Source organism: Kitasatospora sp. NBC_00458 (genome assembly GCF_036013975.1).
GTDB lineage: Bacteria > Actinomycetota > Actinomycetes > Streptomycetales > Streptomycetaceae > Kitasatospora.
This window is the reverse complement of record NZ_CP107904.1, coordinates 7815871-7839027: the sequence shown is the minus strand read 5'-3', so window position 1 is coordinate 7839027 and position 23157 is coordinate 7815871. Positions and strand designations below refer to the sequence as shown.

The 23157-nt window shown below is 75.1% G+C and carries 17 protein-coding genes; 7 read left to right on the top strand and 10 right to left on the bottom strand.

Features of this window, described 5'->3' with window-relative positions:
- Positions 1 to 333: 333 nt before the first annotated feature.
- From OG550_RS32010 to OG550_RS31990, 5 genes are all read right to left on the bottom strand, one after another.
- Entirely contained in the window at positions 334 to 5148 is a 4815-nt protein-coding gene (locus OG550_RS32010) for a wHTH domain-containing protein (RefSeq protein ID WP_327683454.1), read from the bottom strand.
- A 20-nt stretch (positions 5149 to 5168) separates the two neighbouring features.
- A complete protein-coding gene (locus OG550_RS32005) occupies positions 5169 to 5576 on the bottom strand; it encodes a Pepco domain-containing protein (protein WP_327683453.1) in 408 nt (135 codons plus the stop codon).
- A 607-nt stretch (positions 5577 to 6183) separates the two neighbouring features.
- Positions 6184 to 6579, bottom strand: a complete 396-nt coding sequence (locus OG550_RS32000) for a hypothetical protein (protein ID WP_327683451.1) — start codon at positions 6577 to 6579, stop codon at positions 6184 to 6186.
- Positions 6576 to 7247 (bottom strand): universal stress protein, encoded by a 672-nt coding sequence (locus tag OG550_RS31995; protein ID WP_327683449.1) that lies wholly within the window; start codon positions 7245 to 7247, stop codon positions 6576 to 6578. The genes OG550_RS32000 and OG550_RS31995 overlap by 4 nt, the downstream gene beginning before the upstream one ends.
- A 198-nt stretch (positions 7248 to 7445) precedes the next feature.
- Positions 7446 to 8126 (bottom strand): TetR/AcrR family transcriptional regulator, encoded by a 681-nt coding sequence (locus OG550_RS31990; protein WP_327683447.1) that lies wholly within the window; start codon positions 8124 to 8126, stop codon positions 7446 to 7448.
- A gap of 312 nt (positions 8127 to 8438) precedes the next feature.
- Between OG550_RS31990 and OG550_RS31985 the strand changes: the two genes are divergently transcribed.
- Complete coding sequence (locus OG550_RS31985) at positions 8439 to 9545, top strand: substrate-binding domain-containing protein (RefSeq protein WP_327683445.1); 1107 nt, start codon at positions 8439 to 8441, stop codon at positions 9543 to 9545.
- 276 nt (positions 9546 to 9821) lie between these two features.
- Positions 9822 to 10928: a substrate-binding domain-containing protein gene (locus OG550_RS31980; RefSeq protein ID WP_327683443.1), complete on the top strand. Its 1107-nt coding sequence runs from the start codon at positions 9822 to 9824 to the stop codon at positions 10926 to 10928.
- Between the two features lie 153 nt (positions 10929 to 11081).
- Here the strand turns inward: OG550_RS31980 and OG550_RS31975 are convergent, their stop codons facing one another.
- The 4 genes from OG550_RS31975 to OG550_RS31960 all read right to left on the bottom strand — a co-directional run bounded on the left by OG550_RS31975 (position 11082) and on the right by OG550_RS31960 (position 15777).
- Positions 11082 to 12443, bottom strand: coding sequence for a nitrate/nitrite transporter (locus OG550_RS31975; protein ID WP_327683441.1), 1362 nt, complete (start codon positions 12441 to 12443; stop codon positions 11082 to 11084).
- A complete protein-coding gene (locus tag OG550_RS31970; protein WP_327683439.1) occupies positions 12440 to 12931 on the bottom strand; it encodes a nitrite reductase (NAD(P)H) small subunit in 492 nt (163 codons plus the stop codon). The genes OG550_RS31975 and OG550_RS31970 overlap by 4 nt, the downstream gene beginning before the upstream one ends.
- Entirely contained in the window at positions 12928 to 15558 is a 2631-nt protein-coding gene (gene nirB / locus OG550_RS31965) for a nitrite reductase large subunit NirB (protein WP_327683437.1), read from the bottom strand. Before nirB ends, OG550_RS31970 begins: the two co-directional genes overlap by 4 nt.
- A gap of 78 nt (positions 15559 to 15636) precedes the next feature.
- Complete coding sequence (locus OG550_RS31960) at positions 15637 to 15777, bottom strand: hypothetical protein (protein ID WP_327683435.1); 141 nt, start codon at positions 15775 to 15777, stop codon at positions 15637 to 15639.
- Between the two features lie 192 nt (positions 15778 to 15969).
- Here OG550_RS31960 and OG550_RS31955 point away from each other — a divergent pair, with 192 nt between their 5' ends.
- Complete coding sequence (locus tag OG550_RS31955; protein WP_327683433.1) at positions 15970 to 17115, top strand: uroporphyrinogen-III synthase; 1146 nt, start codon at positions 15970 to 15972, stop codon at positions 17113 to 17115.
- Complete coding sequence (locus OG550_RS31950; RefSeq protein ID WP_327683431.1) at positions 17115 to 18059, top strand: sirohydrochlorin chelatase; 945 nt, start codon at positions 17115 to 17117, stop codon at positions 18057 to 18059. The genes OG550_RS31955 and OG550_RS31950 overlap by 1 nt, the downstream gene beginning before the upstream one ends.
- 78 nt (positions 18060 to 18137) lie before the next feature.
- Here OG550_RS31950 and OG550_RS31945 read toward each other — a convergent pair whose 3' ends face one another.
- A complete protein-coding gene (locus tag OG550_RS31945; RefSeq protein WP_327683429.1) occupies positions 18138 to 18794 on the bottom strand; it encodes a hypothetical protein in 657 nt (218 codons plus the stop codon).
- 257 nt (positions 18795 to 19051) lie between these two features.
- Here OG550_RS31945 and OG550_RS31940 point away from each other — a divergent pair, with 257 nt between their 5' ends.
- The 3 genes from OG550_RS31940 to OG550_RS31930 all read left to right on the top strand — a co-directional run bounded on the left by OG550_RS31940 (position 19052) and on the right by OG550_RS31930 (position 23057).
- Entirely contained in the window at positions 19052 to 20560 is a 1509-nt protein-coding gene (locus OG550_RS31940; protein WP_327683427.1) for a carboxyl transferase domain-containing protein, read from the top strand.
- Positions 20561 to 21177: 617 nt separating this feature from the next.
- Positions 21178 to 21552 carry a transglycosylase SLT domain-containing protein gene (locus tag OG550_RS31935; protein WP_327683425.1) on the top strand — a complete coding sequence of 125 codons (375 nt, stop codon included), beginning with the start codon at positions 21178 to 21180 and terminating at the stop codon, positions 21550 to 21552.
- A 251-nt stretch (positions 21553 to 21803) separates the two neighbouring features.
- A complete protein-coding gene (locus tag OG550_RS31930; RefSeq protein ID WP_327683423.1) occupies positions 21804 to 23057 on the top strand; it encodes an ROK family transcriptional regulator in 1254 nt (417 codons plus the stop codon).
- Positions 23058 to 23157: the final 100 nt, after the last annotated feature.

Here is a 23157-nt window from a genome sequence, read left to right as displayed (position 1 = left end):
TCCCTACTGAAAGTAGGACGTGCTCTGGTAGCACCACTGACGCCTGACGAGGAATCATCTCCCTCGCGACGAGAAGAAGACTAGCAGGTCAGAGCCCCTGCCACGAAACCCGGTCCGCACACCCGCCGGCCCGGGAACGCGAACGGGGCCCGGCACCCTCACAGGTGCCGGACCCCGTCCGACTTGGAGCGCCAGGCCCGGGTCGCACGGACTCTCCCTACTGAAAGTAGGACGTGCTCTGGTAGCACCACTGACGCCTGACGAGAGATCATCTCCCTCGCGACAGGAAGAACACTACCAGGTCAGAGCGGGTGCCCGAACCACGAGGGGACGTCAGGCGGACCGGGTTCCCCACCCCTCGGGCGTCGTGTAGGTGACGTCGCCCGACAGGGTGAACCCGAGGGCCTCCAGCCGCGAGGCCACGTCGGCCGGACTGCTCTTGCCCGAGCTGGCCTGGAGAACGTGCGCCACCCCGACCGGCTCCCGGGGGTCGAGCACCTGGCCGTCTCCTCGGCCCCGGTCCAGTTCGATCATCTCGATGTCCTCCGCTGTCACCGTTGCAGGGAGGTCCCAGTCGGCCGTCGGGTGGAATCCCAGCTCCTTGAACCGGGCCTGCACCGCCGACGGCGGACACTTCACCCGGTGGGCGACCCTGAGAACGCGCCCCAGCGAGGACAACTCGTGGATCGTCAGCGGGTCCGGCCGTCGGCCGACCTCCACACCCAGGACGGCGAGGCTCAAGGGATCGGTGGAATCCGGCACGCAGCAGCCCTCGGGCAGACGATGCCCGAGTTCTCGGAGCCGGGCCGCCACCTTCGCAGGCTCACGGCGCAGCCGCACGGCCGCATCCATGACGTGCTTCAGCAGCAGCGGGTCCTCGAACTCCAGCCAGCCTTCGTCCAGGTCGAGTTCGCGGCACAGGAGCAGCAGATCCTCCTGCTCCACGGTCTCCGGGACCGTCGCACCCACCGGCAGCGAGAACCCGAACTCCTCCAACCGCGCCACCACCGCCTGCGGCGACCACCCCAACTGCGCGGCGACCACGAGAACGTGACCGATCGGCACCGGGCTGGAGTGGTTCAGCCATGGCGCAACCCCGTCGCGATCCTCACTGAGGAGTAGCAGATCCTCCTGTTCCACGCTCTCGGGGACCGCCGCCCCCGCCGGCAGAGCGAGCCCGAACTCCTCCAACCGCGCCACCACCGCCTGCGGCGACCACCCCAACTCCGCGGCGCACCACAGCACGTGTCCCAACCACAGCCGGCCTTCGAAGCCCGGCGTCGTCCAGAGAGGGCCCTTTCCCCCCACGATCCGCCGGTCCCCGGGCTCCATCGTCTCCGGGACGGTCGTGCCGTCCGGCAGGGCCAACCCGAGCTCCTCCAACCGTGCCGCCGCCACCCGCGGCGACCATCCCAGCCTCTCTGCGGCCACCAGAACGGAGTCCAGGGCGACCCGATCATGGCCCAGCCGGTAGGCGCTCACACTCTGGCCCGCTTCGAGGAGGGTCAGGTCGGCAGGGTTCACCGCCTCCGGGACGATCACGCCCTCGGGCAGGCCGAACCCGAATGCCGTCAACCGTGCCGCCACTGCGGGTGGTGACCACCCCAACTTCTGCGCGCACCGGAGAACATGGTGCATGCGGACCGTCCTCCTCTGGTCCAACCACGGCCAACCCCGGTCTAGCCCCTCACTGAGGAGCACGAGGTCGTCGGGGTCCGCATCGGCCGGCACGAGGGCACCCTCGGGTCCTCGCAGGCCGAACTCCGCCAGTCGGGCCGACACGGCCGAGGGCGGACGCTTGAGCCGTGCGGCCACGGCGAGCACGTGCCCGGTCGGAACGGGTAGGCCGGTCTCCAACCAGTTGTTGCGACCTTCGTCGTCCACCATGGGCAGGGACACGTGCTTCGCACGGCGAACGTGAACGAGCATGTGGCGGTCCGTCGGGCGGGCGACGATGCGCGGCCCCGGGCCGGTCGCGGCCACCCCCGCGAAGCCCCCGCCGGCGACCCAGGCCAAGGCCCGCCAGTCGGCGAGATAGGCGGGCATGTCCTGAGGAACACGGAAGAGCGGTCGTCCCGAGTGCTCCCTCCGGAAGAGCTCCACATCGGCAGGGAAGCAGCCGACGACCGCGATGTCGGCCGAGTACCCGCTCGACAGCCGCAGGACGAACCCCCGGGCGGCGGCCTCCTCGGCCACGGCGTCGGCCAGTTCCGGGTCGTGATCGACCAGTTCGGACAGCCACGCGTGGTCCAGCACCCGGGCGTCCGGACGGAGCAGTGCCGGGATCTGCCGGCGCAGGACGTCCGCGACGTGGCCGGTGTCGTACGACAGCGCCTCCCGGCGGTCGACGGTGAGGCGGGGCGCGTTGTCCCCGCCGAGGTCGACGACCGCGCCGAACAGCGGCAGGCCGACCCAGAGGCCGTCCGCCAGCACACCGCCGCCGCAGTCCACCCACCAGACGTCGGCCCGGTCCGTCGCATCGGCCCGTGCGTCGGGCGCCCGGGTCGCGCCCTTCTCGTAGGGGTCCCTGGCCCCCAGCGGCGCGACCGGGGAGAGCTCGCCCGCCTCCCAGCGCAGGGGATCGCCCTCGCCCTGCGCCGTCACGGTGTACTGCGAACGCCAGAGGAGGCGCCGCAGCAGGTCGGTGCAGGACGGGGCGGTGTCGGGGCTGCGCAGGTAGAGGCGGACGGAGGTGCCGGCGTCGTAGTCGCGGCCGAGGTCGCGGATCCGGAAGAGCGAGCCCGGACCGGCGATGTGCACCTCCAGCCGCTTCCCGGGGTGGCCCTCGCGGTCCAGGCGGCAGGTGCTCACCACGATGTCGTCGGCGATCATGAAGTAGCTCAGGACCCCGATGCCGAAACGGCTGTTGGCATGGAAGTCGATGCCCTTGGCCCGCCAGGCCGCGTACTCGTCGACGAATTCGGGGAGGTCCGCGAAGCGCATCCCGGCGTGCGAGAACACCTCGCGCAGCTCGCGCTCGCCCATGCCGATGCCGTTGTCGCGGCATTCGATGTACGCGCGGCCCTGGTCGTCCACCCCCTGCTCGAAGTCGATCCGCCCCGACCACTTCGACAGGCGCGGACGCTGGAGCCGGAGGTAGTCGGTCCGGGCCTCGCGGTAGCGGCAGGCGTCGAGCGCGTTCTGGTAGAGCTCGCGGACCGCCAGCGCGGGGTCCCCGTAGAGCTGCTCGCCCATCAGGAGTTCCTGGATCCGGTCGTCCGCGAGCCGGAACCGCAGACCGGTCGACTCGTAGACCGGCCTGCCCTGCGCGTCGACGGCGGCACGCACCTGGTCCGCGGTCGCGTGCGGCGGAAGGGCGTGGAGCGGGGCGAGCTGCGGGTCACTGCCCGTCTGGATGTCGATCGCCCGCAGCAAGGCGTCCAGCGAGGCGGCGTGCTCGCGCAGCGCCAGCCCCACGGCGGGGTGGTGGCAGGCGGCCGTGAGGACGCGGGTCCGGCCGCGGGTCTCCCAGCCGGCGCCGAGGATCGTCCGGTGCAGCTCGCCCAGGTCGACCGCGTAGGAGATCCCGAGGTGGTCCACCACCACGTCCGGCAGCCGGAGCGGGTCGATCGCCAGGTGGTGCGCCACCGTCAGGAGGGCGACCAGGAGTTGCTCCCGGAGGTTCTGCTCCGCCACGGTGGAGCCGGCCAGTTGGCGCACCGGGCGGATCGTGGTCGGGTCGTAGCTGCTCCGGAGCGCCCGCAACAGGGTGTCGAGAGTGCCGAGTTCGAACAGGCCGGCGATCAGCCGGCGATCGGCCTCGGCGCCGACTCCCTCCGTGAGGCACTCCACCGGGCCCCGGAGGTCGGCCACGATCCGCTGGTAGCGCCCGCCCGGCTCCTGCGCCAGCCACTGGCGGAACAGCCACCACGCGATCCCGGCCGCGCCGGCGTCGTCGCCGGCCCTCGCGGACTGGGCCGCACGGCGGACCAGCCGCGCCCGGCGGGCGGTGAACTGCTCGTACCCCGCCCGTTCCCGGGACGGATCCGCCGTTGCCGCGAGGTCGGTGGGACCGACCGGCAGGGCCTGGACCGCCGCGCGGTTGGCGGCGGCCACGTGCAGGAAGGGCACGACCGCGAGGAGGAACGCCTCGGCGGGCGAGAGCGCCGGCCTTTCCTCCGCGAGCACCGGCTTCTCCGCCCCGGCTGCCGGCTTCTCCGCCGCGATCACCTTCGACAGCAGCCAGCCCAGGCGGCCGGTCATCCGTTCCGCGAGGTCGGAGACCTGCCACGGATCGGCGCTGAGCCGCTGCTTGTCGCGGTCCGCCTCCCGGGCCAGCCGCACGACCAGCGCGGTCGCGGCCTCGCGCATCGCCTCGGCGCCCCGGCCGGCCCCGGCGAGCGTCCAGGCCGGGTGCTCGCCGACCAGGCCGACCCACGGGTGCTCCCCGTCCGCCTCCTGGGAGGTCCGCTCCGGCCGCTCGAACAGCACGAAGTCGTCGAGGCCGGTCTCGGTCCGGATCCGGACCCGCTGGCGGTCGGCGCCGTGTTCGACGCTCAGCCGGTCCAGCTCGCGCTGGAGCCGCCCGCTCAACTCGGCCAGGGTGCGCGGGCCGGCCTCGTCCGCCACCACCGTGCTGAGGGCCCGGGAGAAGAAGCTGAACGCCGTGCCAGGCTCCCTGAAGTACCGGGCCGACTCCCCCGGCGAGCAGGCGTAGACGTAGCCGTAGTGCCGGTCGCCGATCCGGTCCACCTCCATGTCGGACCAGCGGATGGCGTTGCCGACGGACATCGTCCTGAGCGTGATGCCCTCCCGGCAGGCGTCGACGAAGACCGCGACGTCCCCGGCCAGGCTCCGCTCGACGTACGGGCCGAAGTCCAGGGAGAGGCACTTGGCGGGGAAGTCGTGCGCGCTCGTCCGGGCTCCCCTCGGCACGAGGTAGTCCACCCCGCCGTGGTGGATGCCGTGGCCGCTCAGGCAGAGCAGGAGGGTCTCCCCCTCGGCCGCGGTCTGGAAGAACTCCTCGACCGCCGCGTCGATGCCGTCCCGGTCCGTCTCACCGGGATCGTGGACCGCCACCTCGTAGCCGACCGACGCCAGTGCGTCGGCCAGCTCCGCCATGTCGTCGGTGACGAAGGGCAGGTCGGGGATCGCGCCGTCGCGGTACTCGGGCACGCCGATCAGCAGGGCGCGGAAGGATCCGTTCATCGTGTGTGCTGGAAGGCGGTTCAGGAGCCGAACGTCAGCGTGATGGCTCCCTTGGCCGCCACCTGCGCCGAGGTGCCGACCAGGGTGATCCCGCCGCTCGCGGTGACCTCGAAGGCGACCTGGGCCTGCTTGAGCGGCATACCGCCCTCCGGGACCCGGAGTTCCCCGAGAACGGCCTGGAGGCCGTCGACGGTCCGCTGGAGGTTCTCGCGGAGGACGGAGACCGGGATGCTGCGGACGGAGGCCTCGCCCGGTGCCCCGTCACGGCGGCCGAACAGGCCCTTCTCGCCCACCGCGGCCGACCGCTCCCGCTCCGTGTCGTCGATGGAGACCAGGAAGTCGAGTGCCCTCACGCCGTCGCCGACCGCTCCGACCGTGCCGACCGCCGCGCCCGATTCCTTCGCCTGCTCGAACACCGAGATCCCCATCCCTTGCCTGTCAGCGAGTTGACACATCATAGGGGAGCCGCGAGGCGCGCCGCCGGAAGACCGGGATGCCGTCGGCGGCGGACGAAGGACGACGGGCCGGGACGAAGCGGGCCGGGGCGGCCGGGAGCCGGGGAAACGCGAACGGGGCCCGGCACCTTCTCAGGTACCGGACCCCGTCCGACTTGGAGCGCCAGGCCCGGGTCGCACGGACTCTCCCTACTGAAAGTAGGACGTGCTCTGGTAGCACCACTGACGCCTGACGAGGAATCGTCTCCCTCGCGACGAGAAGAAGACTAGCAGGTCAGAGCCCCTGCCACGAAACCCGGTCCGCACACCCGCCGGCCCGGAAACGCGAACGGGGCCCGGCACCCTCACAGGTGCCGGACCCCGTCCGACTTGGAGCGCCAGGCCCGGGTCGCACGGACTCTCCCTACTGAAAGTAGGACGTGCTCTGGTAGCACCACTGACGCCTGACGAGAGATCATCTCCCTCGCGACGAGAAGAACAGTACCAGCTCGGAACAGTCGTCCGAACCACGGGAGAACCCCGGATGGCCGCCGCACCGCCGGGACCGCTCGGGACGCCCGCCGCTCGGACCGCCCGCCGCTCAGGCCGTCAGCCCGTACCGGCCGCCGGGGCGGCGGCCGCGGGGCCGCGGAAGCCGGTCGCGGCGGCCGCGGCGCAGGCCCGTGAGGACGGCGAGCGCGAGCGCGGCGGCGGTGAACAGGAGGAGGTGGCCGAACTCAGGGGCGGCGCCGGACCAGCCGAGTGCACCGTGACGGTGTTCGACGAAGCCGTTGTGGAAGAGCCAGGCGGCCAGGCCGATCAGCGGGGCGGCGGCCGGGCGCGCGGAGCGGCCGACGCCGGCGCACAGCGCGGCGTAGGCGGCCGACGCGACCCAGGTGGGCCGGAGTTCTCCGAGTACGGCGAGCACGGGGAGGAGCGCGGCGGAGGCGGTCAGGGCGACGGCGCCGGACATCGCGGGGGCGAGGCGGGCGCTCACGCCGGCACCGACAGCCGGATGCGGCGGTGGTGCCGGAACGCCTCCAGCTCGCGCTGCAGCGGCGGCCTCGGGACCGCCAGCACCGGGCAGCTCGCGTGCCGGACGCAGTAGGCGGTGACCGACGGGCGCAGCGCCCGGGCGAGCGCGCCCCGGCCGCCGGCCCCCAGGACGATCAGGTCGCCGGGCCGGTCGGCGCAGTGGACCAGGGCCTGCCCGGTCTCGCCCCGGACCGCCACGCTGCGCAGCCGCACGCCGGCCGGGACGCCGCCGAAGGCCTGGTCGAGGGCCTCGCGCAGGCGGGCCGCGGCGGCGTCGCGGCACGCGGTGAGCAGCGGCGGGCACGGGGAGCGGCGGTAGCCGAACTCGCCGCCCGCCGGGGTCCAGCAGTGCACGGCGAGGACTTCGGCGTCGAGGCGGCGGGCCTCCGCGACGGCGCGGTGGAGCGCGGCGAGGCTGCCGAGCGAGCCGCTGACGCCGACCACGATCCGGCCCCGGTCGCCGTCGTCCGCGCCGTCCGCTACGTCCGCGTCCTCCGCGCCGTCCGCGCCGTTCCCGGCGGCGGGGTTCGCGTCCGCCCCGTACCGGCCGTCCGCGGCCGCCCCGTTCCGTGGGCCGACCGGGGGGCCGATCGGCTCGTCCGCGTGGGTGCCGGCGCCGTTGTCCGCCATGGCCCTGTCCGTCCTTCCGGATGGCTGTTCGCTGTCTTGGTGCTCAGCTCCAGCCAAGCCCCGGCGGAGGGGATCGGGCCGTTCGTTGACGGACCCCTGACGCGCGGGCGGGCGGTCCGTACGGGTTCCTGACGCGGGCGCGGGTGACCGGCGGACGCGGGCGCGGGTGCGGGCGCCGGCGGGCGTGGGTGGCCGGCCTCAGGCGCCCGGCCCGTCCGCCTCCCAGAGGTCGGCGAACATCCTGTCCAGGTGCTCGTCCCCGATCGGCGGGACCGGCAGCGGGTGGGCGGCCCGGGCGCGGAAGCCGTCGAGCAGCAGGGCCAGGTAGCGGCGCCAGAGGTCCGGGCGGAGGTCGGTGGTGGCGGGCAGCGCGCGGCAGAGCGGGCCGAGCATGAAGAGCAGGTCCATGGTCACGACGTCGGCCCGCATGGTGCCCTGCCGCTGCGCCCGGGCGACCAGCGCGCCGACCGTCTCGGCGTTCTGCCGGCTGATCTCGATCATCCCGGGGACGGTGGGGATGGCCTGGGTGACGAGGTCGTTGATGCCCCGGTCGGCGGCGACCAGTTCGAAGATCCGCTCGAAGTAGCGCTCGATGGCGCCCCAGGCGTCCTCGGCGGCCAGCGCCTCCGCGCCGGCGTCGCCGAGCAGCGTCGCGGCGTCCGCGAACACCTCGCCGATCAGCGCCTCGCGGGTCGGGAAGTGCCGGTAGAGCGTGGCGTTCCCGACGCCCGCGTCCTTGGCGATCTGGTCCAGCGGCACGTCCAGCCCGTGCCGGGCGAACAGGTCACGGGCGGTGGCCAGCAGTAGATCGCGGTTGCGCTGCGCGTCGCGCCGCATCCGCCCCGGGGGGTTCGCGCCGCCGGCGCCGCTCGCTGCCATGCCCCGACCCTAGCAACTCGGGCGTTTTCCACCGGAAACGCCGACCGAACCGTCGCCCGCCCTCCATGCACCGCCGCACCACCGGATCGCGGTCACCCGGCGCCGTGGGCGCCGTCGGCCGACCGCGATGACCCGGCGGTGACCGCGGGGCGGCCGGTGGAAGAACAGGCGGCGGTCGGCACACCGGCCGACCCGGGGTGACCTGCGGCTGCCCCGGCCGACCTGCCCGCCGGGGACTTCCGGCTGCCGTCCGGCTCCACCGAGGATACCGATGGATCCCCAACCACCCATCCCCTGCTTGGAGTTGCCTCCATGTTACGCCTCGCCGCACGGGCCGCCTCGGCCCTCGCGCTCGCCACCGCCGTGGCACTCACCACGGCCGCCCCCGCGCTCGCCGACCCGCCCGCGCCGATCCCCGTGCCCCCGCCCAAGGCCGCCGACATCGTCGGCGTCGGATCGTCGGTGACGCAGTCCCTGTTCAACCAGTTCTCCGGCGACTACAACGCCTCCCTCACCGCCGCCGGCGACTCCACCTCGCCCCGCCTGTACAGCTGGGACTCCACCGGGTCGAACACGATCACCCCCAAAACGGGGGCCGACACCATCGTCCGCCCGTTCGAATCCAGCGCGGGCATCACCGCTCTCAGCGCCACGACCAGCCGCACCCTCGACTTCAGCCGGGACACCAGGACGCCCCAGTTCGGCGACCCGGTGACCACGCTGTTCGTCGCCATGGCCAAGGACGCCGTCAGCTGGGCCGCCCCGACCGGCGGCAACGCCCCGGCCAACCTCACCACCGCCCAGCTGGGCGCCATCTACTCCTGCCAGATCACCAACTGGCGGCAGATCAGCTCGGCGCTGCCGGATGCCACCATCCGACCCGTCGTGGCCGGTCACATGGCGGTGGACCGGAATGGAGCCTACGGCCTCGCGACCGACACCACGACCTACTTCCTCGCGAAGATCAACTACCACGGCATCCTGCTCAACGACAACGCGACCGACCACTCGTGCGTCTCCGTCGTCGAGCGGGGCAACCAGGGCACCGACCCCGTCCTCCACGACCCGAACGCCGTCGTGCCCTACTCGGTCGGCCGCTACCTCGGCCAGGCGTACGGCGGACACACCGGCCCCGGCGACGAGCCGGGAGCGCTCGTCCCGCGCGCCCTCAACGGGATCCAGCCGATCAGCACCACGAGCATCAGCGCGACGTTCGCCGCGTCACCGTACGGGTACGTCCTCTACAACACCGTCCGCGCCGCGGAGTGGAACGGCAGCGACGCCCACACGCAGGCCCTCCGCCGCATCTTCAGCGTCATCGGGTGGATCTGCAGGGACCCCGCTGCCTTGGCCGGCATCCGCAGCCACGGCTTCCTGGTGATTCCCCCCGGCGCCTGCGGATCGATCACCCACATGTAGGACCTCTCCTCCGCACGAACGGCCCTCGGCCCTCCCCCCCCCGGCCCGCCACCGGCACGCGGTGGCCGGCCCGACGGGCGGGTGCCGGACACCGCCGGAGCGGGCGTGGACGGGGGGCGGCCGGTGGAAGAACAGGCGGCGGCCCGGACACGCGGACACCGGGGGTGACCTGCGAGGCCCGCGGGCCCCCCAGAAGCCTGGGATCTTCCCGGGGGCGGACCGGCCCTCCGATGATCCCGGAGACCCTCCACCCAACCCCGACCGGGAGTCCACCTCATGCTGCGCCTCGTCACCCGGGTCGCCTCGACCCTCGCACTGGCCTCCGCGCTGGCCCTCGCCACCACCGCGCCCGCACTCGCCGACCCGCCCGTGCCGATCCCCGTCCCCCCGCCCAGGGCCGTCGACATCGTCGGCGTGGGCGCCCAGGTCACGGAGTCGCTGTTCAACCAGTTCTCCGCCGAGTACAACGCCTCGCTGACGGCCGCCGGGGACACCGGCTCACCGCGCCTCTACAGCTGGGACTCCACCGGGTCGTACACGATCACCCCCAAGACCGGGGCCGACTCGATCGTCCGACCGTACAACTCCGACGGCGCCGTGGTCTCGCTCCTCGCCAACAGCAGCCGGACCGTCGACTTCGCCCGCAGCGCCCGGGCGCCGAAAATCGGCGATCCCACCTCGGCGTGGTTCGTCGCCCTGGCGAAGGACGCCGTGAGCTGGGCCGCCCCGACCGGCGGCAACGCCCCGGCCAGCCTGTCGGCCGCCCAGCTGAAGTACATCTACAACTGCCAGATCACCAACTGGCGGCAGATCGACCCGGCCCTCCCGGACGCCGTCATCCGGCCGGTGCTCCCCGGGTACTTCCGCGTCTTCGAGAACGGGGACGTGTACCTCGCCTCCGACACCGCGGCCTACCTCAACCACGCCCTGGACCAGTCCGGCCGGGACCACGGGCTCGTCCCCGGGCCGTGCGTGACGCCCGTCGACCGCGACAACCAGGGGGTCGACGCGATCCTGCACGACCCCAACGCGATCGTCCCGTACTCCGTCGGCCGCTACCTGGGCCAGGCCTACGGCGGCCACACCACCCCGACGGACAACCCGGGCCTGCTCGTCCCGCACGCGCTCGACGGCGTCCAGCCGGTCAGCGCCGCCACGCACACCATCAACACGTCCTTCGCCGCCACCCGGTACGGCCGGGTGCTCGTCAACACCGTGCGCGAGTACGAGTGGCTGTCGACGGACGCGCACGGCACCGCGCTGCAGCGGATCCTCGGCCGCAACGGCTGGGTCTGCCGGCAGGACGGCGGCCTCCCCGCCATCCGCAGCCACGGCTTCCTGCCGCTGCCGCCGGCCGCCTGCGGAAGCACCATGCACAGCTGACGGTCCCCGGCCGCCGGGGCGGCGCTCCCGCCTCCGCAGCGCCGAAGCACCGGAGCACCGAAGCACCGGTCCCGGACGCGTGCACGCCGCGTCCGGGACCGGCGCCGCACCGGCGCCGACGTGCCGGGCGCCCCGCGGGCGGGGCCGAGCCCGTCAGCGGCGGGCGCCGGGCCGGAGCCAGACCACCCAGGTCAGCGCCGAGCAGAACAGGTAGGCGGCGAGGAAGGCCAGGTACGCGGCGTCACCGTTGTGGCTGGCGAGGAAGGACTGCCGGAAGGCCAGGTTGACCAGCACCCCGCCGAAGGCGCCGATCGCGCCCGCCAGTCCGATCAGGGCCGCGGTGCGGCGACGGCCGGCGGCCTCGGCCTCGACCGGGTCCGCGCCCGCGACGACCGCGGTGCGGACCAGGCCCTCGTAGTGGGCCGGGATCATCTTGTACGTCGAGCCGTTGCCGATGCCGCTCAGCACGAAGAGCGCGATGAACCCGGAGAGGAAGAGCGGCAGCGAGCCCGCCCGCGAGGCGGCCAGGACGACGGCGGTGCCGGCCCCCATCGCGATGAAGGTGACGAGGGTGACCAGGGCGCCGCCCCAGCGGTCGGCGAGCCGGCCGCCGACCGGGCGCAGCAGGGAGCCGAGCAGCGGACCGAGGAAGGTGAGCGCCGCCGCCTTGACCGGGGTGTCGAAGCGGTCGTGGAACTGCACCTGGAGGACCTGGCCGAACGCGAAGCCGAAGCCGATGAACGAGCCGAAGGTACCGATGTAGAGGGTGGAGACGGCCCAGCCGTAGGGGTCGCGGGCGACTTCGCGCAGTGAGCGGTCGGCGCCGCGCAGGGCGGCGGGCAGGTTGTCCATCCGCCGCCAGGCGCCGACGGCGGCCAGCACGATCAGCGGGATGTAGAGCAGCGGCAGCAGCCGCGGGTGGCCGGCCCCGGCGGTGGCGAGGACGAGCAGTCCGAGGAGCTGGACGGCGGGGACGCCGAGGTTGCCGCCGCCGGCGTTGATGCCGAGCGCCCAGCCCTTGAGGCGGTGCGGGTAGAAGGAGTTGATGTTGGCCATCGAGGAGGCGAAGTTGCCGCCGCCGACCCCGGCGACACAGGCCACGGCGAGCAGGGTGCCGTAGGAGACGCCGGGGGTGAGGATCAGCGCGGCGAGCGAGGTGGGGACGAGCAGCAGCAGGGCGCTGACCACCGTCCAGGTCCGGCCGCCGAAGCGGGCGACGGCGAAGGTGTAGGGGAGGCGGAGCGCGGCGCCGAGTGCGGTGGGCAGGGCGGTGAGGGTGAACTTCCCGGCCGGGTCGATGTGGTACTCGGGGCCGAGGAAGAGCACCAGGACGGACCAGAGGCTCCAGACCGAGAAGCCGATGTGTTCGGAGGCCACCGAGTAGATCAGGTTGCGGCGGGCCGTCCGGGCTCCGGTGCGCTCCCAGAAGTCGGTGTCCTCCGGGTCCCAGTGGGTGATGGTGGGCGCGCCGGCTCTGGCGGCGCGGGCGGGCGGGGTGTCGACGGCGGTGCTCATGCCTGGTCCTCCCGGGGTGTGGGGGCGGTGTGCGGGGCGGTGTGCGGGGCGGTTCCTGACGTGGTGTCCGCAGCAGTGTGCGACGCGGTGGTGCGGACGGGCCAGAGCCTGAGCACGGCGGGACTGCCGTCGGGGGCGGTGTCCTCGTCGAGGCAGCGGCCGTCGGTGAGGTCGAAGACCTGCTTGTACATCGGCGAGGCGAGGGTGGGCCGGCCGCCGCGGCTGCCGAGCAGGCCCCGGGAGAGCACGTGCGCGCCGCTGAACGGGTCGCGGTTGTCGACGGCGTGCAGGGTGCCGGCGCGGTCGACGAAGAGGGCCACCTGGACGCCGGTGCCGGTGCCGGTGTCGGTGTCGGCGGCGTCGTCGGCGTCGGCGGCGGCGTCGTCGGCGGCGGCGGTCAGGAGGACGGCGACGCCGCGGCCGGGCTGCAGGTCGTCGAGGGTGCAGACGGGCTGCCAGCGGCTGCCGTCGTGGATCTCCACGGTCACTTGGCGAGCACCTCCAGTCGGGGACCGGCCACCAGGACCGGGGCGGGGGAAAGGGCGGGGCCGGGGGAAGGGGCGGGGGCGTAGGCGGTGAGCAGGCGCCCGTCCTCGTCGGGGCGGGCGGGGCGGATCTGGCCGCGTTCGGGGACGAAGGTGACGGCCGGGTCGGGGGTGCCGGGGGCGTTGACGAAGGAGGCGAACCGCCGCAGCCGGTCCGGGTCGGCCAGGGTGGCGGCCCATTCGTCCTGGTAGGAGCCGATGTGACGGGCCATCAGCTGGTCGAGCTCGGCGGCGATGCCGAGCGAGTCGTCGAGGACGACCGCACGCAGGTGGTCCAGGCCCCCCTCCAGCCGCTCCAGCCAGACGGAGGTCCGCTCCAGGCGGTCGGCGGTGCGGATGTAGAACATCAGGTACCGGTCGACGGTGCGGATCAGGGTGGCGCGGTCCAGGTCGGCGGCGAGCAGGTCGGCGTGACGGGGCGTCATGCCGCCGTTCCCGCCGACGTAGAGGTTCCAGCCGGCGGAGGTGGCGATGACGCCGAAGTCCTTGCTCCGGGCCTCGGCGCACTCGCGGGCGCAGCCCGAGACGGCCGACTTGAGCTTGTGCGGGGAGCGCAGTCCCCGGTAGCGGAGCTCCAGTTCGATGGCGAGGGCGACGGAGTCCTGGACGCCGTAGCGGCACCAGGTCTCGCCGACGCAGGACTTCACGGTGCGCAGCGCCTTGCCGTAGGCGTGTCCGGACTCGAACCCCGCGTCGACCAGGCGGCTCCAGATGGCGGGGAGCTGGTCGACGCCGGCGCCGAACAGGTCGATCCGCTGGCCACCGGTGATCTTGGTGTAGAGGCCGAAGTCGCGGGCCACCTCGCCGATCGCGATGAGGCCGTCCGGGGTGATCTCGCCGCCGGGCACCCGGGGCACGACCGAGTAGGAGCCGTTGCGCTGCAGGTTGGCGAGGAAATGGTCGTTGGAGTCCTGGAGCGCGCCCTGCTCACCGTCCAGGATGTGGCCGTTGGAGAGGCTGGCGAGGATGGAGGCGACGGTCGGCTTGCAGATGTCGCAGCCCTCGCCCGTGCCGTAGCGGTCGACCAGACCGGAGAAGCCGGTGATCCCGGTGACCAGGGCGATCTCGTACAACTCGGCGCGGGTCTGCGGGAAGTGCTCGCAGAGTCCGGTCTGCGGGGCCGCGCCGGCGGCCGCCAGCTCCTCGCCGACCACGGTGGTCAGCTGCTTGAGGCAGCTGCCGCAGCCGCTCCCGGCCCGGGTGCACGTCCGGACGGCCGCGACGGTCTCGCAGCCCTGGTCGCGGACCGCGGTGCGGACGGCGCCCTGGGTGACGTTGTGGCAGGAGCAGAGCACCGCGTCGTCGGGCAGTGCGACCGGGCCGGCGGCGGCGGACCCGGCGGGCAGGACCAGCTGTTCGGGCGGCGTGGTGAGCGGCTTGCCCGCCATCGCGAGCGGGCGCAGGACGCCGTAGGACTCGGTGTCACCGACCAGGACCCCGCCGAGCAGTGCGCCGTCGCGGCCGATCACCAGCTTGCGGTAGACGCCCAGCCGGCTGTCGCTGTACAGCACGTCGAGGGCGCCGTCGGCGGTGCCGTGCGGGTCGCCGAAGCTGGCCACGTCGACGCCGAGCAGCTTGAGCTTCGTGGAGGTGTCGGCCCCGGTGAAGCCGTCGCCGGGGCGGCCGGCGAGTTCGCGGGCGGCGGTCTCGGCCATCTGGTAGCCGGGGGCGACCAGTCCGTAGACCCGGCCGTCGGCGGCCTGGGCGCACTCGCCGATCGCCAGCACGGCCGGGTCCTCGGTGCGGCAGCGCTCGTCGACCACGACGCCGCCGCGCGGGCCGACCGGGAGGCCGCAGTCGCGGGCGAGTCCGTCGCGCGGACGGATCCCGGCGGAGAACACCACCAGGTCGGCGGCGAGTTCGCGCTCGTCGGAGAGCGTGAGGGCGCGGACCCGGCCGTCCGGGCCGGTGGCGACGCCGCTCGCACCGGCGGCGGTGTGGACGGTGACGCCGAGGTCCTCGATCTTGCGGCGGAGCACCGCGCCGCCGCCCTCGTCCACCTGGACGGCCATCAGCCGGGGCGCGAACTCGACCACGTGGGCGGCCAGTCCCATCGCCCGGAGCGCGCCCGCCGCCTCCAGGCCGAGCAGTCCGCCGCCGACCACCACACCGGTCGCGGACCCCGCGGCGTCCGCCCGGATCGCCTCCAGGTCCTCGACGGTGCGGTAGACGTGGCAGCCGGCGGCGTCGTGGCCGGGCACGGGCGGCACGAACGGCACCGAACCGGTGGCCAGCACCAGGGCGTCGTACCGGAACCGCCGGCCGGCCCGGGTGGTGACGGTGCGGGCGGCGCGGTCGACGGCGGCGACCGGGTCGCCGAGCCGCAGGTCGATGCCGTGCTCGGTGAGGAAGCCGGGCGGGCAGAGCGTGAGGTCCTCGGCGGTGCGGCCGTCGAACAGCGCGCTGAGGTGGACGCGGTCGTAGGCGGGGCGGGGTTCCTCGGCGAGCACGGTGACCCGCCAGCGGTCGGCGCCCGGCTGCTCGGTCCAGGCTTCCAGGAAGCGCTGGCCGACCATGCCGTGGCCGACCAGGACGAGCTCGCGCGGCCGGTCGGGCGTGTGCGACGTCATGGCGTGACTCCTCGGGGTGGTGCGGGGCGGTGGGACGGGTGGTGGGGGGTGCGGGGGCCGCTCACTCTCGGGCGCCGCTCACTCTCGGGCGGTGGCGGTGGGGACGGCGGTGGCGGTGGGGACGGCGGTGGCGGTGGGGACGGCGGTGGCGGTGGGGACGGCGGTGGCGGTGGGGACGGCGGTGAGAGCGGTGAGGGCGGTGGCGGCGGCGGGGGGCATGGCAGAAAATGTGGCCGCCCGTCGTTTCGCCGCCGGGTCCGCCGTGTTGCGTGCGCGGCACGCGTACCTCACGCCGTCCGGCACCCGTGGTGCGCCGCAGGACATCCGCCGTAACCGGAGCAGCCGTTTCACTAACGCGCAGGTGACCGGCGGGCAATCGGCCCGTAACCCGCGCCCCGCACCCTTTCGGCCATGGCAACAACCACCCTCACCGGACCGCGCCCCACCCCGCGGCCCGGACCCCTCACCGGCTTCACCATCGGGGTGACCGCCGCCCGCCGCCGCGACGAGCTGGTGGCGCTGCTCACCCGGCGCGGCGCCCAGGTGGTGGAGGCGCCGGTCCTGCAGATCATGCCGCTCGCCGACGACCTCGCCCTGCGCCAGGCCACCGAACAGTGCCTGGCCGCCCCGCTCGACTACGTCGTCGCCACCACTGGTGTCGGCTGGCGCGGCTGGATGAGCGCCGCCGAGGGCTGGGGCCGTGGCGTCGCCCTCGCCGAGGCCTGCCGGCACGCCGTCGTCCTCACCCGCGGCCCCAAGGCCACCGGCGCGGTCCGGGCCAGCGGCCTCGGCGAGGGCTTCTCCCCCGGTTCCGAGGCCACCGACGAACTGCTGACCTGGCTGCTCGCCCGGCCACTGGCCGGCCGCCGGATCGCCGTCCAGGAGCACGGCATCCGGCTGCACGCCTTCGCGGCGGCACTGCGCGAACGCGGCGCCGAGGTGATCTCCGTCCCCGTCTACCGCTGGGCGCCGCCGGACGATCCGGCCCCGGTCCGGCGGCTGGTCGAGCAGACCGTCCGCCGCCAGGTGCACGCCCTCGCCTTCACCAGCGCCCCCGCCGTCACCTCGTTCGTCGAGACGGCCGCCGCCGACGGTCTGCGCGAACAGCTGCTGGACGCGCTGCGCGGGGACGTCCTGGCGGTCTGCGTCGGCGCGCTGTGCGCCCGGCCGTTCGCCGATCTGGGCCTGCCCGCGGAGTTCCCCGAACGGGGGCGGCTGGGCGCGCTGGTCCGCCTGCTCGCCGAGACCCTGCCCAGCCGGGGACGCCGCGAACTCCCCCTGGGCGGGCGGGTGCTGACGCTCCAGGGGAACGCCGTCCTGGTCGACGGCGAGAGCCGCTGGCTCAGCCCGCGCGGCGCCGCCGTCCTGCGCGCCCTCGCCGAACGCCCCGGCCACGTCCTCAGCCGCGCCGACCTGCTGCGCACCGCCTGGGCCGACGCGGCCGCCGACGAGCACGCCGTCGAGGCGGCGGTCGGCCGTCTGCGGGCGGCGCTCGGGCCGCACGCCCGGCTGATCCGGACCGTGCCCAAACGCGGCTACCGGCTGGCGGCGGACTGATGGCCGCCCGACTCCGGACCGCCGCCAGGCTCCGGACGGCGACCGCGACCGCCGTGCTCGGCACGCCCGGCGCGCCCGGTGCGTGCGGCCCCGTGCGACCCGGCCCGGGCGTGCCGGACGCCGATCCGCCGGTCCTCGGTGTGCCGGTCCCCGGCGCTTCCGGCCCGGATGCGTCCGGCCCCGATCCGTCCGGCCCCGGCGGCTCCGGTCCGCCGGTGCCCGACGGCGATCCCCCGGTCCTGCTCGCCGTCGCCCACGGCAGCCGGTCCGCCGCCGGGGTCACCGCGAGCCACGCGCTGCTCCGGCGCGTCCGCGAACTGCGGCCCGAACTCGACGTCCGCCACTGCTTCCTGGACCTCGCGCGACCGTCGCTCCCGGAGGCCCTCGACGCGCTGCGCGGACGGCCCGCCGTGCTCGTCCCGCTGCTGCTCGGCGGCGGCTACCACCTGCGCGTCGACCTCCCCGGTGCGCTCGCCGCCGCCGGACTGGCGCACCTCCCGCTCGCCCCCGCCCTCGGGCCCCACCCGCTGCTCGCCACCGCACTCGCCGACCGGCTCGCCGACAGCGGCCGACCGGCGGACGCCGGGCCGGTCGTCCTCGCCGCGGCGGGCTCCTCCGACCCCGCCGCCAACGCCGACACCGCGCGGATGGCCCGGCTGCTGGCCGACCGGCTCGCCGACGGGCGGCCCGTCGTCCCCGCCTACCTCTCGGCCGCCCGCCCCACCCCGCAGCAGGCGGTGGCCGCCCTGCACGCCGCCGGGCACCGGCGGGTCGCCGTCGCCACCCATCTGCTCGCCCCCGGCTTCTTCGCCGCCCGCGCCGCCGCCACGCCCGCCCGCTGGACCGGCGCTCCCCTCGGCACCCACGACGCCGTCGCGAGGCTCGTCGCCCTCCGCTACGACCAGGCCCGCGCCGACCGGCGCGCCCTGGCCGGGGCGCACTGACCCCGCCCCGGTCCGCCCTCCCCGGCCACCTTCCCCCTGCCACCGGCCGGCGCGCACCACGCGCCGGCCGTCGTACGCCTACCGCTCCGCACGGCGGCGACGGTGGTAGGCGCAGGTCAGCGCCAGGATCAGCGGCCCCCACAGCACGAAGAGGCCGCTGGTCACCGTCGCGAGCGCCCGCCACCAGCCGTTGGCGAAGCCGACCTCCGCGAACCCGGCCAGACCGAAGGTGGTGAGCACCCAGTCGACGGCCAGCAGGGTGAACCCCGCGCCCGCCACCGCACCGGCCGTGACGGCGGCGAGCGGCGGCACGCGCCGGCCGCCGAGGAACGGCACCCGGGCGGGCAGCACCTCGCCCCACGGCAGCACGAGTCCGGAGCAGAGCAGGGCGAACGCCTCCGAGAGGAGGCTGAGCGCCAGCACGTAGGGCACCGTGACCCACAGCGGCTGCGCGGCCTTCGGCATCTCCATCCCCATCAGGAAGCCGAAGCCGATCGGCAACCGCCACAGGCACACCGGCAGGGCCAGCAGCGGGATCGCCCGCGCCACCCCGAGGGCCCAGCGGGGGACGGGCCGCGCGGTGGCCGGTCGGATCCCGGCGGCCGCGGTCGGCCCGGCCCCGGCCGCAGTCCCGGTCGAAGTCGCCGCCGCCGGCGCCGGCGCGGTCGCAGTGGCGGTCGCGGAGGCAGTGGCGGTCGCGGTGGCGGTCGGTCGGAGGAGCTCGGCGTTCGTCATGCGTCCAGCCTCCGCGCCCGCCGACCGTGCGGAATCGTGCGGAGGCCCGATCCCCCTCCCCCACGCGGGGGAACCCCGCCTACGCCTCCCCCTCTCCCCCTCGCGCTCACACCCCCGCTCCCCCGCCCGCTCCGCCCGCTCCGCCCGCGAAGCTGTCGGCCTCCTCACACCCGACCGCCAATCCCCCGCAGCCGGCCGCCCTCCCCCTAGGGTGATCTTCGTCGGGTGCGGGTGGATCGGGTGACGGGGTGGACCAGGTGGGAATCTCACTGACGGCACGTCAGCTGCTCGGGCTGCTGCTGGACCCCGGGAGCTTCCACGGCTGGGACGAACCGGTCGCCCCGAAGACGGCGGACGCCGGGTACCGGGCGAGCCTCGACCGGGCGCGCGAGCGGACCGGTCTGGACGAGGCCGTGGTCACCGGGGCCGGGCGGATCGGCGGGCAGGCGGTGGCCCTGGTCGCGTCGGAGTTCGGCTTCCTCGGCGGATCGATCGGGGTGGCCACGGCCGAGCGGATCACCCGGGCCGTGGAGCGGGCGACCGCCGAGCGGCTGCCGCTGGTCGCGCTGCCGGTCTCCGGCGGGACCCGGATGCAGGAGGGGTCGGCCGCCTTCCTCTGCATGCTGCGGATCACCGCCGCCGTCCAGACCCACCGCGCGGCCGGGCTCCCCTACCTCACCTACCTGCGCAACCCCACCATGGGCGGGGTGTTCGCCTCCTGGGGCACGCTGGGGCAACTGGTGTTCGCCGAGCCGGGCGCCAGGCTCGGCTTCCTCGGCCCCCGCGTCTACGAGGAGCTGCGGGGCCTGGAGCTGCCCGCCGACGTGCAGCGCGCCGAGACACTGGCCGACCGCGGCCTGGTGGACGCGGTGGTGGCGCCGGAGGAACTGCGCGAGGTGCTGCGCCGGTCGCTGTCCGTGCTGACCCGCGCGGCACCGGTCGCTCCACCCGCCGAACACCCCGAGCCCTCCACTCCCCCTGAGCCCACCGGGCGCCCCGACCCGTGGGAGTCCGTCCGCCGCACCCGCCGCCCCGACCGGCCCGGAACCCGCGAGCTGCTGCGCCGGACCGCCGAGGACCTGGTGCTGCTGGACACGCCGTGCGGCCGGGGCGGCGCCCTGGTGCGGGCGCTCGCCGTCCTGGAGGGGCACGCCGTCCTGGTGGTCGGACAGGAGCGGCAGGCCGGCGACCGCGAGCGGCCGTTCACCGCCGCCGACCTGCGCGCCGTCCGACGGACCGCGCGGCTCGCCGAGCAGCTGGGACTGCCGCTGGTCACGGTGGTGGACACGGCGGGCGCCGAGCTCTCCGTCCAGGCCGAGCTGGACGGCGTCGCCGTGGAGATCGCGCACTGCCTGACCACCCTGCTGGCGCTGCGCACCCCGGTCCTGGCCGTGCTGCTCGGCCAGGGGTCGGGCGGCGGCGCGCTGGCCCTGCTGCCGGCGGACCGGGTGATCGCCGCCGGGAACGCCTGGCTGGCACCGCTGCCGCCGGAGGGCGCGTCGGCGATCGTCCACCGGGACGGCGCGCACGCCGCCGAGCTGGCCCGGGCGCAGGGCATCGGCGCGTACGACCTGGCCGGGGTGGGGCTGGTGGACGTGGTCGTGCCGGAGCTCCCGGACGCCGCCGAGGAGCCGGCGGCCTTCTGCGAGCGGCTCGGGCGGGCCGTCGGTGACGCGCTCGGCGCGCTGTCGGGCGTGCCGGAGGCGGAGCGGTCGGCCGCGCGGGCCCGGCGGCACCGGCTGCTGGGAGACGCGACCGCACGGTGAACCCCGGATCCCGTGGGACCGGCGCGACCACCGCGTCCGCGGCTCCGGCCCTGGCACCGTCGACCCGGACGGCTCCGGCCCTGGCACCGTCGGCCCGGACGGCTCCGGCCCCGACGACCCCGGCTGTGGCGCCCCCCGGCTGTGGCGCCGCTCTCAGATCCTCTGCACCCGTGGTGGCGGCGGAACACCGGTCGGTGACGGTGCCGCAGGTCGGCGCGGTGAGTGCGCTCACAGGGAATCGACGGCCACGACGGCACGTAGTGGCCGGACCGCCCGCCCCGGGCGCGGCCGGACGCCCCGCCCGCTCCGCGCATCGGCACAGCTCAGCGGGCGCCACGGCACCCGACGCCGGACCGCCTTCGATTCACGGGCCCGGTCCCGGCTACGACGGGGCGTCGTAGCCGGGGGGTCTTGGCGGGCGCCATGCGGGTCTGGCAACAATGGCTCAGTCGTCAGCCGCCCCCGGTACCTGTCCCACCGGGAGCGGCTTTCCGCAAAGTTTTCGCCGGGCACGCCCCGCGACCGTTTCGGCCCCTGTCCGGCCGCGGTCGGGGCGGGGCGTGCACCGGCCCAACCTGATTGAGGTCTTGTTCTTCATGCCCGCTTTCAAGCTTCGTATGCGCACCTCTGCCGCTCTTCTCGCCGGTGCCGCCGGTCTGACCGCGCTGGGCGCCGGCCTGGTGCCCGCCACCGCCTCGGCCGCGACCGCCTCGCCGCAGGCCATCGCCGCCCAGATCGTGCCGGCCGGCCAGCTCGCCTCGTTCAAGAACATCATCGCCCACGAGTCCAGCTGGAACGTGACCGCGACCAACCCGAGCTCGGGCGCGTACGGCCTGGCGCAGGCGCTGCCGGGTTCGAAGATGGCGACGCACGGCGCCGACTGGAAGACCAACCCGACCACCCAGATCAAGTGGGCGCTGGACTACATGAACTCCCGCTACGGCAGCCCGAACGCCGCCTGGACGTTCTGGCAGAACCACCACTGGTACTAAGCCGCCCCTCCCGTCCGCACACACGGACGGCACGACGGCTACCGGACCAACTGTCCCCCCTCACCCCGGGGTCGGACAGGGACCACCGGGGTGACGACAGGGCCCGGCCGCGCGCGATCCGCGCGGCCGGGCCCTTCGGCCGTTCCCGTCCGACGAAGGCCGGGCCCGCCGCCGGACCGGTCGGATATATTCGGGCCGAGACGAAGTCCCGCCCGCTCGGGCCCCGCCCGTCCCCGCCCGAGGAGCACCCGGTGCCCCAGCCCCCGCGCACCACACCCCGCACCGCGGCACGGACCGCGCCGCGCACCCCCGCGACCGCCACCACCCAGACCGTGGCGCAGGTCAACCAGACCGTGCTGCTGGAGGTCCTGCGCCGGCACGGCTCGCTCTCCCGGCAACGGCTGGCCGCGGAGAGCGGCCTGTCCACCGCGACCGTGCACCGCCTGGTCGAGGTGCTGCGGGCGGCCGGCCTGGTGATCGTGGAGACGGAGCGGGCGCCGTCCAGCGGGGGGCGGCCGCCGCAGCTGGTCCGCTACAACGCCGGCGCGCAGACCGTGCTCGCCGTGGCGATGCGCCCGCGCCGCATCGTCGGCGTGGTCGCCGACCTGCACGGCACGGTGCTGCACGAGACCGAGCACCACTGGACCGGTCTCGGCCCCGACCGGAGCCGCGAGCCGTCCGCCGAGGACCTCACCGGGCCGCTGCTGGCGCTGGTCGACGGCCTGCGCGCGTGGGCCGGCCGGCACGCCGGGGCCCCGCGCGCCCTGGTCGTCGGGGTGCCCGGGGTGGTCCGGGACCGGACCGGGCTGGTGGAGTTCGCACCGGCGCTGGACTGGCCCGGGATGCGGCTCCGCGCGCTGCTCCAGGAGCGGCTGGGCATCCCGGTCGCGGTGGAGAGCAACGTCGACCTGGTCGCGCTGGCCGTCCAGCACAGCGAGGCCGGCGCCGGGGTGGGCGACCTCGCGGCGGTGGTGGTCGGGATCGAGGTCGGCGCGGGCATCGTGCTCGGCGGGCGGCTGCACCGGGGCCGGCTGGGCTCCGCCGGTGCGCTCGGCCACCTGATGGCCGACCGCCGGGCCCTGGACCGGCCGCTCGGGCGGACCGGAGACACCCAGTCGCGGATCGGCGACCACGCCGTCGACCGGCGGATCACCGAGGCCGGGCTGACCGTCACCGGCACCTCGGCCGAGCGGGTCGCCGAACTGTTCCGGCTGGCCCGCGAGGGAGAGCCCGCGGCGGTCCGGCTGGTGGACGAGTTCACCGACGACCTGGCCCTGCTGGTGGCCAACCTGACCAGCGTGCTCGGCCCCGAACTCGTCGCGCTGGGCGGCCGGTTGCTCTGGGAGAGCGGGGGCGAGATGCTGCCCGCGATCGAATCCCGCCTCCAGGGCCGGGTCCCGGTGCTGCCGCGCCTGATGGTGGTGCACTCGACCACGACCGAGCTGGTCGGCGCGGCCGCCTCCGCCGTACGCCTCGCCGACGGGGCGACCTTCATCACCCGCTGAGCCGGGCGGCGGGGCGGACGAGCGGGCCGGACGAGCGGGGCGGACGCGCGCCCCGCCGCTTCCGGCCCCCTCCCGCGCTCCGCCGCACCCCTTCCGGGCC

Bases quoted from the DNA above. Each gene is read 5' to 3' on its own strand.
- OG550_RS32010 (WP_327683454.1), bottom strand. From the start codon at position 5,148: ATGAACGGATCCTTCCGCGCCCTGCTGATCGGCGTGCCCGAGTACCGC.
- OG550_RS32005 (WP_327683453.1), bottom strand. From the start codon at position 5,576: ATGGGGATCTCGGTGTTCGAGCAGGCGAAGGAATCGGGCGCGGCGGTC.
- OG550_RS31995 (WP_327683449.1), bottom strand. From the start codon at position 7,247: ATGGCGGACAACGGCGCCGGCACCCACGCGGACGAGCCGATCGGCCCC.
- OG550_RS31990 (WP_327683447.1), bottom strand. From the start codon at position 8,126: ATGGCAGCGAGCGGCGCCGGCGGCGCGAACCCCCCGGGGCGGATGCGG.
- OG550_RS31985 (WP_327683445.1), top strand. From the start codon at position 8,439: ATGTTACGCCTCGCCGCACGGGCCGCCTCGGCCCTCGCGCTCGCCACC.
- OG550_RS31980 (WP_327683443.1), top strand. From the start codon at position 9,822: ATGCTGCGCCTCGTCACCCGGGTCGCCTCGACCCTCGCACTGGCCTCC.
- OG550_RS31975 (WP_327683441.1), bottom strand. From the start codon at position 12,443: ATGAGCACCGCCGTCGACACCCCGCCCGCCCGCGCCGCCAGAGCCGGC.
- nirB (WP_327683437.1), bottom strand. From the start codon at position 15,558: ATGACGTCGCACACGCCCGACCGGCCGCGCGAGCTCGTCCTGGTCGGC.
- OG550_RS31960 (WP_327683435.1), bottom strand. From the start codon at position 15,777: ATGCCCCCCGCCGCCGCCACCGCCCTCACCGCTCTCACCGCCGTCCCC.
- OG550_RS31955 (WP_327683433.1), top strand. From the start codon at position 15,970: ATGGCAACAACCACCCTCACCGGACCGCGCCCCACCCCGCGGCCCGGA.
- OG550_RS31950 (WP_327683431.1), top strand. From the start codon at position 17,115: ATGGCCGCCCGACTCCGGACCGCCGCCAGGCTCCGGACGGCGACCGCG.
- OG550_RS31945 (WP_327683429.1), bottom strand. From the start codon at position 18,794: ATGACGAACGCCGAGCTCCTCCGACCGACCGCCACCGCGACCGCCACT.
- OG550_RS31935 (WP_327683425.1), top strand. From the start codon at position 21,178: ATGCGCACCTCTGCCGCTCTTCTCGCCGGTGCCGCCGGTCTGACCGCG.